The following is a 14,196-nucleotide window of genomic DNA, read 5'->3' on the forward strand; positions in this document are numbered from 1 at the left end:
CGGGTAAATTTAATTCTGTTTCGACTCTTCAATCTGATTGTGTTTTTCCGGTTTGTTTATTAACCCACAGGCTGAAAAGTTCAGCCCATGGGTGGGTGTGCTATTTCTTGAAGGCTCTGATCAGTGTGATATAACCTTTAAAGATCTGCCAGTCACCATTTCCACCTTTGGCTTTGACTTTCAACAGGTAGTAATAAGTACCTTCATTGAGTCCTTCACCTGTCCAGGTGTTCTGGTAATTGTTTTGTCTGAAGACTTCATTACCCCAACGGTTGACAATGCTTAATTCATTATCACCGTACTGGTCGAGACCTCTGATTTCAAAAGTATCGTTGCGTCCGTCCCCGTTAGGTGTGAACAGATTCGGGATCTTGATCTCAAAGAAGCTGACTGTGATGGCAACATTGGCGACATTAGTCAGATAACCATACATATCCCGTACCTGATAAGTGAAATTGTCAGGTCCCGTATATCCCGGATCCGGCGTATAGGTAATGGTTCCATCACTGTTGACTATCACTTTACCATGTGCAGGCTGGGTGATGACTACAACCGTTGCTTTATCAAAGCTTGAAGAGCCCGGATTATCATTGGCCAGTACATCCACACGAACCGGCGAGTTGGCATTGGTCTGTGCCTGGTCATCATTGGCCACTGGCGATTTGGTAACCACAATGACTGTTGGGTTAGTGTTGGTAGCATCAGTACCAGAGACGGCGGTTACTGTCGCTCCTGAAGGAGTGATGGCTTTGGCAATCGCGGTATTGGTTACCTTTCCAGCATCTTTATCTGCCTGGGTTAAGGTATATAGCTGCGTGATTGAAGCTGAAGCTCCTGGTAGAAGTCCTCCACCAACATCGATGGTTCTGTTGACTATACCCAGTTTGGCATCACTGAAAGTGACAGGGTTCAGGGTGACATTGCCCAGATTTTGTACCGTAAAGGTATATGTGATCTGGTTTCCGCTGAATACCCCTGTTTTAACCAGTGACAGGCCTCCTGAAGGCGTGATGGCTACTACTGTTGGTGTATCATTAGTGGCATCCGTACCTGAAATGTCTGTTGCCGTAGCCCCGCCAGCAGCTGTTGCTTTCACATTGGCAGTATTGGTTACATTTCCAGCGTTTTTATCTGCCTGGGTTAAGGTGTACACCTGGGTTACAGTTACTGAAGCACCAGGAGTAAGACCAGTACCGACATTCACTGGCAGGTTGGTAACACCTAGTTTGGCATCATTGAGCAGTACAGTTGTGAAAGTCACATTGCCTGTATTCTGCACGACAAAAGTATAAGTGATGCTATTGTTATCTGTACTGATGACCCCGGTTTTTACGAGTGTTACCGCTGGTTTTGGAGTCAGTACAATCACCGTTGCATCATCAGGGGTAGGGGTATTCGGATCATCAGATTTCGGTTTGTCCACCGGATTACCTGAAGGATCAGTACCTTTTGCACTGGCCTGGTTGCTGTAAGTACCACCATCCAGGTCTCCTTGCGTTAAAGTATGTTTAGCGGTTACTGTGCTACTTGCTCCCGGAGCGAGTGTGACAATATTGGCTGGTGTGATACTACCTGCATCTGCTCCCGGATCTGCGACCACGATATTACTTAAAGTGACGTTTCCGGTATTGGTGGCAACGATGGTATAAGTAATAACATCACCTGCTTTGCTACCAGTATTGTTGGCTACTTTAGTCAGGGTCATCGAGGTAACCGGTGTAATGACAACTACTGTTGCATCATCAGGGGTAGGGGTATTCGGATCATCAGATTTCGGTTTGTCCACCGGATTACCTGAAGGATCAGTACCTTTTGCACTAGCCTGGTTGCTGAATTTACCTCCATCTATGTCAGCCTGGGTTAAAGTATGTTTGGCAGTGACTGTGGCGCTTGCTCCCGGAGCTAGTGTCACAATGTTTGCCGGCGTAATACTACCTGCATCTGCTCCTGGATCTGCGACCACAATATTACTCAAGGTGACGTTTCCGGTATTGGTGGCTACGATGGTATAAGTAATGACATCCCCAGCTTTAGTACCCGTGTTGTTGGCTACTTTAGTCAGAGTCATGGCCGGTGTTCCTGGTGTTATCGTAATGGTGAAAGTCTGAGGAGCCGATTGATCTACTCCGCCATTGGCTGTTCCACCATTGTCTTTCAGGATGACCGTTACAGTCACTGTTCCCGTTGCTCCAAAAGCAGGAGTGTAGGTCAGTGTACCATCCGGGGCAATCGCTGGCTGGGTAGTGAACAGTGCATTATTGGCGTTGGTGACGATGAAGTTAACCAGTTGACTGGATTCATTGGCTGGTCCCGGACTGATTGCAGTTGCCCATCCCGGAATGGTTTGTGCACCTGCGTATTGTAGTACAGTCTGATCTGCCCCTTTGACAAATGATGGTGCATCATTGACAGGTATTACAGTCAATGTTAAAGTACTGGTTGCAGATCCTCCTTGTCCGTCAATGACAGTATAAGTGATGACCGGAACAGGACCGTTATAATCCTGAGCAGGCACGAAGGTATAACCACCGTCACTGCCCAGAGTGATGGTTCCTACTCCTGCGATCAGTACCGGGTTACCTGGTGTCTGATCGCCAGCGATTCCAGCGATAGTAAATTTGCTGACTGACAATGTATTATTGTCGACATCGGTGTCGTTTGCTAAAACACCATTAGCCGCAGTCACAATTAAAGTCTGATCTTCCAATAAAGTATTGGTATCAGGATTAGCTACCGGATCACTGTTGACCACTGATACTGTTGCAATCGCAGTATTATTCGTTAAGAACGGATCTGTTTCATTACCCGATACCACTGCTGTGGTCTGGTAAGGTCCACCGACAATCAGCGTAGCCTGGATGGTTAAGGTGGTTGTACCACCATTAGCCAGGTTACCAATGGTCCATAATCCCGAAGCCGGATCATAAGTGCCCGTTGTTGCAGACTGACTGGTGATCTGGTAACCGGCTGGCAACAGGTCGGTGACTTTAACCCCAGTGGCATTACTAGGCCCATTGTTTTTCACCTGAACGGTAAAGGTCACTGGCTGTCCGACTTTTTGTAAAGCCTGGTTAACGGTATTGGTTACACTCAGGTCAGTGACTGCCTCTACCGTTGTATTAACCGGTGGAGTTGTTTGTGGTACTGTACCAGGTTCTGCCGGGGTCACAGTTGCTGTATTCTGAATAGCAGCAGTTGTACCCGCAGGTAAAGAACCCGTAACTACAATGGTAATGGTATTGGCATTTCCCGCTGGGATGTTCGCCGTTACACTCACATTGTTGCCGGTTCCTGTAGTTCCGCTGGTTACCGTGGCAGTACCAGCTGCGGTGGCTGTCCAGCTGACACCAGTCAGTCCGGCTGGCACAGCATCAGTAATGACAGCCGCGATTGCATCACTGGTACTTGTATTTACGGTAGTAATGATATATTGAACTGTTGTTCCTGCTGTAGCGTTAGCAGGACCAGATTTGGTAATGTTGAGGATTGGTACCCTGCTGACAGTGGTAGTCACTGAAGAACTCACCGGCGTTACTCCAGCTTCCGCAGGCGTTGCAGTAGCCGTATTGGTGATGCTGGTGTTGAGGTTGGCAGGGACAATACCACTGACATTGATGGTAATGATATTACCAGCTCCAGCCGGTATATTTCCTGTTAAGGCGATATTGCTGGTGGTGCCCGAAGTTGTTCCACTCAGGGTTGCTGTTCCTGTGGTGGTTGCTGTCCAGTTGATACCAGTAAGCTGAGCAGGAATGACATCCGAGATGGCCAGTCCTATAGCATCCCCGGTACCCTGGTTATTGACTGTAATCAGGTAATTGATGGCTGCACCTGCAACCACATTAGCCGGACCAGTTTTCACGATATTAATCACTGGTTTTCTGCTGACTACTGTGACCACTGGTACTGTAGTTGTCGGTGTACTTCCTGTTTCGGTAGGGGTTACAGTAGCAGTATTGGTCAGTGTACCATTAAATGCAGGGTTGACTGTTCCTTTGACCTGAATGATCAGCGCATCTCCTGGAGCAGTCGTTAAATTGGCATTGGTTGCTATGGTGTTTGAATTACCCGAGCTGGCGCCAGTAAGTACCGCATTTCCTGTGGTCAGTGCTGTCCATTGTACATTGATAATATCCGCCTGTACCAGATCGGAGATAGCTGCATTGAGGGCAGTACTTGGGCCACTGTTGATGACCGTGATCTGGTAATCAATTTCCTGCCCGGCCAATAGTGTTGCCGGACCAGATTTGGTAATCGAGAGATTGACCACCGGTTTAACCACAGTACTTACTGTCGAGGTCACCGGGGTGATTCCAGGTTCAGAAGGAGTGGCTACCGCCTGATTGGTCAGGGTGTTATTGAAAGTAGGGTCAATGGTGCCAGTAATGGTGACGGTGATGGCCGCACCTACCGGAACATTGACATTGGCAGTCATCTGGTTTCCTGTTCCTGTAGCTCCCGAATTGACCACTGCGGCACCTGTTGCTGTTGTTGTCCAGGTTACATTTTGTACAGCTGCAGGAACCAGGTCGGAGATGGCTGTATTTACCGCATCCGAAGGTCCAGCATTGCTGAGGTTCAGTGTATAAGTGATCTGTTGACCGCTGGCGGCAGTAGCCGGACCAGATTTGACAAGTACAAGTCCAGGAGTTCTGGTCAGAGCGGTCGTCACTTGGTTGGAATTTACTGGCGGGTTACCCGGTTCTGTTGGGGTAACTGTGGCCGTGTTCACGATATCAGCGGTAGCAGAAGAAGGGATGGTACCAGTAATGGTGATCAGTACCCTTGCATTGACTGCCCCTGGGATATTGGCTACGACATTCAGCGCATTACCAGTTCCGGTGGCACCTGTAGTGATTGCCGCGCCGTTTTGCGCACTGGCTGTCCAGCTTACATTTTGCAGGATGGCAGGGATCGCATCGGTGATGGCCGCTGCAGTCGCATTACTTGGACCTGCATTGGTTACTTCCAGTGTATAAGTAATTGGCAGACCAGGGCTGGTTGAAGCCGGTCCCGATTTACGGATACTGATAGCTGTAACCTTGCTGACTACTGTGTTGACCGTAGGTGAGGTTACTGCAGGATTCACGCCAATCTGAGCAGAAGCCGTATTGGTCATTGTGCCTGTAAAGGCAGGATCTACAGTACCGGTAACATTTATAGTAATAATATTACCTGCACCCTGTGGAATATTAGCAGTGACTACCGGATTTGTAGTACCTGTAGTAGGCGTAGAGGTGATCGCTGCAGTGCCTGAACTGGTAGCTGTCCAGGTGTAATTAATTAACTGGGCTGGCAGCGGATCAGTAATGTTAACCGCTGTTGCATCACTTGGTCCGTTATTACTTACCTGGATCACATAATGTACCTGCTGACCAGCTACAGCAGTCTGAGGACCGCTTTTCGATACTTGCAGTGTAGGGTTATTAGTGACAGTTGTTGTCACGGTTGCTGTATTATTTGCTAAGTTATAATCAGCTAAACCAGCAGGCAGAACCAGGCTGGCATTATTGATAATAGGTGATGCAACTGTATTAGACGGAACAGTACCATTGATGGTAATCAGTATATAATTACTGTTGTCACCACCAGGGATATTACCAATGGTTTGAACAGTGTTACTGTTTCCGGATGTGCCGGATGTGATGGTAGCGGTACCTACGACAGTTGCTGTCCAGTTGTTCACCGTTACACTTGCAGGAACCACATCATTAATGGTTAAACCAGTCGCATCTACAGTACCATTGTTAAATACCTTTAACGTATAACTGATATGATCTCCTGCAGCCACACTTTGAGGACCTTGTTTTTCGACACGCAGATCTGTTGATTTATTAACAGAGGTAACCACAGAACTTGAATGTGTTGCCCCGGCTACAACAGTCACTGTGTTCGTGAATGAGGCTCCTGCACTAGGAAGCACGGTTCCGTTTACTATAATTTCGATAGCATTAGATGATCCTGCATCTATATCTGCAGATGGTATACTAATCGTATTGGTTGTACCAGTAACTACATTATTCGGTATACCAGCTATTTTTGAAGCATAAAGTGCAGTCGCAGTCCAGTTTGTTACGCTAACATCAGCCGGAACAATATCGTTTATACTTGCACCGGTGATATTACCCAAACCTGAATTCGTTACGATAATTCTATAAGAAATCGGATCACCTACATTTGCTGTTGCAGGTCCGGATTTGGATACTCTGAAATCCGGATTGTTGCTGATTGTAGTAGGTAATACCGCTGTATTGTTTGATGTCTGAGGATCAGGGACGGTACTGTTAGCTGTTGCTGTATTTGGCATTGAAGTGCCATCAGCGAGTGCCGGATCTACATTTCCCGAAACCATCACTGTAACCAGTCCTGTACCAGAAGGTATATTAGCAGTCAGATTCACATTTCCATTTCCATTTGGAACTGAAGCCGTAGCGCCACCCGAAGTAGTTACTGTCCATGTCGGGTTTAGAACGCCAGCCGGCAGATTGTCCACAATCACTGTTCCTACTGCGGTACTTGGTCCTGCATTACTGATACTCAATTCATATTGTATCATTTCTCCCGCGCCCACATTGGCAGGTCCTGATTTTACAATCCTTACGTTAGCCGAAGCTGAAGTTGTGGTTGTTACAGTACTCGTTACAGGAGTAGGATTAGTAACTCCTGCAGGCGGTGTAATACTTGCCGTATTGGTAATGGATGCATTGGCATTAAATAAAGGATCAAGAGTTCCTGTTATTGTGATAGTCAGTGCATCCTGTCCGTTTGCTTTTAAATTAGCCAGAAGATCTACATTGCCTGATCCACTTAATAAATTGGCACCTGCAGAGCCCGATGCCGTTACTGTCCATGACGGGCCTAAAATACTGGTTGGGATAACATCCTGTACCCTTGCTCCAGTTACATCACTCGGGCCTGAATTGCTGACCTGGATTGTATAAGTAACCGGCTGACCAGCAACAGCTGTTGAGGGACCAGATTTAAGAATAACCAGATTAGATGTTTTGGTTACTCCGGTAGTTACTGTATTTGAAGTGACAGGATTATTGCCCGGTTCCGAAGGTGTAACTGTTGCGGCATTACTGATTGATGTTCCTGAGAAAGCAGGATTTAGTGTGCCGGTAATCATCACATTCACATGATTAGCTGCACCCGCAGGAATACTTCCGGTTACACTCACTGCATTACCTGTTCCTGAAGTACTGGTCACAGTTGCAGTTCCGGTTACTGTTGCGGTCCAGGTTACATTAGTTAAAGCTGCGGCAACCTGATCTGTGATGACAGCTGCCAACGCATTACTTGGCCCATTATTGGATATGGTCAGATTATAAACTACGTTTCCACCCGCATCTACTGTTGCAGGCCCTGTTTTACTAATGATTAATGCACTTTTATTTCCAACAGTAGTATTTACTGTATTTGAATTTACCGGACTGATACCAGGCTCCGAAGGAGTTGCTGTCGCGGTATTGGTGATGACTGTATTTGCCTGTGCAGAGCCTAACTGACCTGTAACTGTAATTTGAATGTTGTTGGTATTACCCACATTTAAATTGCCAGTTACACTGATATTGTTGCCTGTTCCAGTTCCGGTAACAACTGATGAAGTTCCCGAAGCAGCGGCTGTCCAGGTTACGTTGGTTAATGCAGCAGGTACAGCATCAGTGATGACCAGTGCGGTTGCATTGGATGGACCATTGTTTACTGCGTTGAGTACATAAGTCACGGTTTCCCCTGCATTAGCTGTTGTAGGGCCCATTTTGGTAAGTGAGACAGAAGGCGTTTTGGTGATGGTGGTAATTACCGGACCCGCAGTCTGTGGTACAGCCCCTGTTTCAGCAGGAGTGACTGTGGCACTGTTGCTGATATTAGCTGTAGCCGCCGGGTTTACTGTTCCGGTAATGGTGATCAGGATCTGATCGGTACTGTTTCCACCAATATTACCCGTTACACTGAGATTATTTCCTGTACCTGTGGCCCCAGCGGTTACTGTGGCAGTACCGCTAGTTGTGGTTGTCCAGCTTGGGTTGAGGATACTGGCTGGAATAGCATCCGTAATTACCGATGCAATGGCATTGGCCTGGCTGATGTTTTTGACCGCAATAGTATAGGTGATGGCCTGTCCTGCACTGAGTGAGGCCGGCCCATTTTTCTGAATACTTAATACCGGGATACGGGTTACATTGGTTGTGGCCGTAGCCGATGCAGGACTGGTACCTGTTTCAGCTGGTGTCACTGTCGCTGTATTGGTCAGTGTACCGCTAAAACCAGCGGCTACTTTACCAGTCACGGTAATGGTGATCTGATTGCCAGTTCCTGCAGCGACATTACCATTGATGCTGATGGTGTTTCCGGTACCTGTCAAGGCTCCGGTTACCTGCGCATTTCCAGCGGTTGTTGCAGTCCAGTTAACCCCTGTAATGGTAGCCGGTACAGCATCAGCGATGGCCAGGTTTAAGGCATCGGATGCACTGGTATTGGTTACATTCAGGGTATAGGTAATAGTTTCGCCGGCATTGATAGCTGCAGGCCCATTTTTAGTGATCGAGACTACTGGTGTTCTGCTGGCAATGGTATTGACCGTTGAGCTGGGGGAAGGGCTGTTCGGCTCAGTAGCCGTTACCGAAGCGGTGTTTGAAATGGTACCATTGAGAGCCGGATCAGATTTACCAGTGATGGTAAAGATGATTTTATTAGCAGCTCCTGCAGGTATGTTTGCTCTTGCATCCAGTGTATTTCCAGTACCTGTAGCGCCCGAGGTAATGGTAGCTGCTCCTTGTACCACCGAAGTCCAGGTTGTATTTAAGATACTGGCCGGGATGGCATCCTGAACATGTGCAGCGATGGCATCACTTGGTCCGTTATTTCCTACGGTGACGGTATAGGTCACATTATTTCCTGAATTGATTACAGGAGTTACACTTTTGACAATGGTTAAACCCGACTGCGCGGTAATGGTTGTATTGACTGCAGTCGAGGTTACCGGCGTAGTTCCTGGTTCAGCAGGGGTAGCTGTTGCGGTATTGGTGAGTGTACCCGAAGCATTGGATGCAATGGTACCAGAAACGACAATCTGGATGGTACTTCCAGTGGCGAAGTTGGCATTGACATTGATTGCGTTGCCTGTTCCAGTGGCACCACTGTTGATCAGCGCTGTTCCAGCGGTAGTGGTCGCTGTCCAGCTGACCCCAGTAATGGCGGCAGGAACTGCATCGGTGAGTACGGTGTTTACACTATTTGAAGGGCCATTGTTTTTGGCAGTAATGGTATAGACAATGGTATTTCCCGCTAATGCTGTAGCCTGGCCACTTTTGGTGATGGTGAAAGCCGGTACTTTGGTGACTGTGGTTACAGCCTGTGCATTGACCGGTGTACTACCAGGTTCCTGTGGTGTAGCGATGGCATTGTTGGTAATGTTTCCGGCAAATGCAGGATCAATAGTACCAGTGATCACGACCAGTACTTTGTTGGAAGTACCGGCAGGGACATTGGCTGTAACGTTGACATTGTTTCCTGTGCCGGTAGCTCCTGTAGTTACTGCCGCTGTACCGACTACTTGAGTGGTCCAGCTGACATTGGATAATGTGGCAGGTACTGCATCGGCAATTTGTACACCAGTAGCATTACTAGGTCCATTGTTTGATATGGCTACCTGATAGGTAATCTGATTACCAGCTGTGGCCGTAGAAGGTCCTGTTTTAGTGACTACGACACCCGAGGTACTGGTGATATTGGAATTGACTGTAGAGTTACTACCTGTTCCGGCAGGTTCTGCCGGGGTTACTGTGGCGGTATTACTGATACTTCCGGTCGCTCCAGGATTGACGGTACCAGTAATGGTTACCGATATGGTATTGGCCGCACCGGCAGGGATGTTGGCGGTAAGGCTTACATTATTTCCTGTACCCGTAGCACCAGTAGTGATGGCAGCTGCCCCAGCTACCGTACTTGTCCAGCTGACATTGGTTAAAGCGGCAGGGACTATATCGGTGATGCTGGCACCGACTGCATTACTGCTGCCGGTATTGGCAATGTTGAGGGTATAGGAGGCGACATTACCTGCAGTTAACCCTGCTGCACCGAGTTTGGTGATGGTGAGTACTGGTTTACTGGTAATGTTTGTGATGACTGTTGAAGTATTGTTTCCTGGTGTAGGATCCGTGATTCCCGGAGGGCTGGTCACTGTGGCTGTATTGGTCAGCGTACCTGTTGCCCCTGGAGCTACCGTACCAGTAATGGTTAAGGTAGTTGATTGTCCGGAGGCCAAAGTAAGGCCAGTCCAGTTTCCATTAGCGCTGGTATAGGTTCCTGCAGCAGGGCTGTATACTGGATTGTTAAATCCAGCGGGCAGGTTATCTGTTAAGGTCAGTACATCAGCAGCGGCGAGTGTACTAGGGCCGTTATTGGTTAAAGTAATGGTATAAGTTAAAGCATTACCAGCGGTAGCTGTTGTCGGGCTTGCTGTTTTGACAACACCAAAATCGATGACCCTGCTGATGGTACCAACGTCAGTTGCTGTATTATTTCCTGGTGTAGGATCGGTTACTCCGGTAGGAGGGGCTACAGTCACGGTATTGCTGAGTGAACCACTGGCAGTAGGCGCTACAGTACCTGTAATGGTGAGTGTAGCAGTTTGTCCTGAGGTCAAAGTGAGTCCTGTCCAGTTTCCATTAGAGCTGGTATAAGTACCTGCCGAAGGGACAAAAGAGCTGGCAGTGAATCCGGCAGGGAGGTTATCGGTTAAGGTAACCACATCAGCAGCGAGTAGGGTACCAGGTCCATTATTGCTCAGGGTGATGGTATAGGTTACGGTTTGTCCTGCCACAGGTGGTTTAGGGACCGAAGTTTTGGTTACGCCCAGGTCAATGACCCTGCTTACCGGTGTGGTAATGGTTGCAGTATTGTTTCCTGGTGTAGGATCAGTCACTCCAGCAGGCACGACTACAGAAACGGTATTGCTGAGTGATCCTGTGGCATTCGCTGCAACAGTTCCGGCAATGGTTAAAGTGGTGCTTTGTCCTGAGGCTAAAGTGAGCCCTGTCCAGTTTCCATTTGAACTGGTATAGGTTCCTGTAGCTGGTGTATAGGTTGAAGCGGTGAATCCTGCTGGCAGATTATCTACCACCTGGATAACATCAGCAGCCACCAGTGCACTAGGCCCACTATTGGTTAAAGTGATGGTATAAGTTAAGGCTTGTCCAGTAACCGCAGGGTTTGGTGAAGCGGTTTTGCTTACACCTAAATCCATTGATCTCGTTACCGCTGTGACATCCGTTCCTGTATTATTTCCAGGCGTAGGGTCTGTGATGCCAGTCGGTGGAGTTACCGTTGCTGTATTTGTCAGGTTACCGGCAGCAGCGCTTGCGTTTACTGTTCCAGCAATAACCAGGGTTGCACTTTGTCCATTGGCTAAAGTCAGGCCAGTCCAGTTTCCGTTTGAACTGGTATAAGTTCCTGCAGACGGGGTATAGCTCGAAGCCGTAAATCCTGCTGGCAGATTATCAACTACACTTACAATATCGCTGGCCAGTAAACTACTTATACCATTATTCTTCAGTGTTAAAGTATAGGTTAAAGTCTGTCCTGCAATAGCTGGTTTAGGGCTGGCCGATTTAGTTAAACTAAAATCGATCTGCCTGCTGACAGTTGTCGGTGTTGTTGCTGTATTATTCCCGGGTGTGGGGTCGGTAGTTCCCGTTGGTGGTGTCAATGTTACGGTATTACTTAAAGTACCTGCCGCAGACGGAGATGTTGTGCCAACAATAGTTAACGTAGTCGATTGTCCTGAGGCTAAAGTTAAACCCGTCCAGTTTCCGTTGCTGCTCGTATAAGTTCCATTTGCAGCAGTATAGCTGGTAGCGGTAAATCCGGCAGGTAAATTATCCACTACAGGTACGACATCGGTAGCCAGCAAACTGGTTGGGCCATTATTTGTCAAAGTAATTGTATAAGTCAAAGTCTGACCAGCAATTACCGTTGTAGGATTAGAAGTTTTGGTTACCCCCAGATCGAGTACGCGGCTGATATTTGTGGAAATTGTAGAAGTATTATTACCTGGCACCGGGTCGGTAATGCCGGGTGGGGTGGATACAGTAGCCGTATTACTCAGCGCGCCTGTTGCTGTAGCACTGACAGTTCCGGTAATAGTCAAAGTGGCCGACTGTCCAGATGCTAACGTGAGCCCGGTCCAGTTACCGTTACTACTGTTATAAGTTGTACCGGCAGGAGCAGCTACATAAGAAGAAGCTGTAAATCCGGCTGGCAGGTTATCTGTTACATTGATCACATCCGTTGCCAGTATCGGACTTGGCCCGTTGTTGGTCAGATTGATGGTATAGGTTAAAGGACTGCCCGCAACTGCTGTTGCTGGTGTCGCTGTTTTGACGACGGCAAGATCGTATGGTGCAATAGGGACGGGTGTATTGGTCGCTGTATTATTGGCAGGAACCGGATCGTATTCAGCTGCCGTTACTGTAGCTGTATTTGCATAAGGACCGGTACCAAGTACTGTTGCATTAATTACCAGTGTAGCATTTGCACCATTAGTAAGTGAACCAACACTCCAGACTCCGGTAGCAGAATTGTAAGTTCCTACGCTCGGTGTGCTTGATATATAAGTATAACCAGCAGGTAAAAGATCATTAACAGTGATGTTATTACCTGTTAATGGGCCATTGTTAAGCACTTTCACAGTAAAAGCTACATTACTGTTCACTCTTGGTGTAGCGTTATTTACTGTTTTAGTAATGGAAAGATCGTTTTGAAGAACAGTAGTTGAAACTGTTGCGGTATTATTTGTCAGATCGGGATCGGTGATACCAGATGTTCCTACATTAAAAGTTGCGGTGTTACTGATGGTTCCGCCACTTGGGTAGCTATTAATTTTACCCACGATGGTAAATGTTCCTGTACTGTTTGCATCCAGGTTAACTGCAATATTCGATAAATTGGTATTGGAATATCCTGTCGCTGTATTTAAGGCATTCCCATTATTATTGAAAGTTACGCTTGTAACCTGAAAACCAGGAGGGAACTGACTCAGTGCATCGGTAAAGGTAAGTCCTTGTAAGTATGCCGGGGTCTGGTTGGTCGCATTAACTGTATAGGTTAGCTGATCTCCGACATTAGCGGTCAGTTTATCCACACTTTTAAGTACCCTTACTCCTCCAGGAGTTGTAACGATTAAATTTCTGATTTCGTGGTTGTTGTAACCACCACCCGTAGATGAAGCAAATCCTATCTTAAGATTTGCTGGTACAGGTGTGAGCGTGGTTAACGTATATTGAAAGAGTTGTGTAAAGGCTCCATTAGGAGTAGTTGTCCAATTTACAGTTACCATATAGGTATTTGGAACGCCGGTAGGTACAATCTGTACCTGGACTCTTCTGTAAAACTGTGCATCTGTAGGTCTTGTTGCAATTAGTGTTCCGTAACCAATTGGCAGTCCGAATGTTGCGTTTACATCAAGTCCAGCCAGATAGGTATTCGTAGTGGCTGCATTGGTAGTTGTCGGTCCCCTCAGTACCACCGAATTCGGTACTTGTCCCGGGCCTCCATTTCTTCCGTCATTTGGACTTGAATAGTTACCAAACTCATCCAGACCAAGCCCGATATATCCACCCCCTAAACCGGTAATACCTGAACTTGTACTTGGGGCATAGCCTAATGAACCGCCGTTGGCACCTAGTTTAAAAGGTACTGATGCATCAAACAAAAACACGCCAATTCCGTCTGCACCTCCAAATGTAGGATTGGTTGGTCTCCAGGTTTTATATTCAAAATCTGCCAGAACACCAAGTGTAGATGGGAATGACTGATTGATATAGGCATATCCAGCCTGGGTCAGGGCAGCAGGGGTAAGTCTGAGCCATCCCTGATTTGTGGGGTCTACACCTCCAGAGGTTAAGGTCGCATTCCCACCAATAGTAATCCCTGTAACCGAACTCCCCATGAAACTCTGCGTAATCGTAAACTGGGCATTTGCCTGCAGACTGATAAACAGAAATAACAAAAAGAAACATGCTCTTTGGAATTTGGAATGAAAGCTGATTTCTCTTTTTGACTGCGTATCTTCTGATCCTTCTCCGTAAGAGTCGATACACATTGAATTATTCCGGGATTGTGGCTGATCCACGGGTGTATTTCGTGTTTTAAATAATGAGGAGGAGAGCGTGAGATTGTAGATTAGTTTCATAG

The 14,196-nt window shown here is 47.3% G+C and carries 1 protein-coding gene; it reads right to left on the reverse strand.

The features are described from left to right. Positions 1-100 precede the first annotated feature (100 nt). Positions 101-14,194, reverse strand: coding sequence for an Ig-like domain-containing protein (locus tag HDF25_RS13965; protein ID WP_184625714.1), 14,094 nt, complete (start codon positions 14,192-14,194; stop codon positions 101-103). Positions 14,195-14,196 lie beyond the last annotated feature (2 nt).

Source organism: Pedobacter cryoconitis (assembly GCF_014207135.1).
Lineage (GTDB): Bacteria > Bacteroidota > Bacteroidia > Sphingobacteriales > Sphingobacteriaceae > Pedobacter > Pedobacter cryoconitis_D.

Excerpts from the sequence above, each read along its gene's own strand:
- HDF25_RS13965 (WP_184625714.1), bottom strand. The coding sequence starts at position 14,194 with ATGAAACTAATCTACAATCTCACGCTCTCCTCCTCATTATTTAAAACA.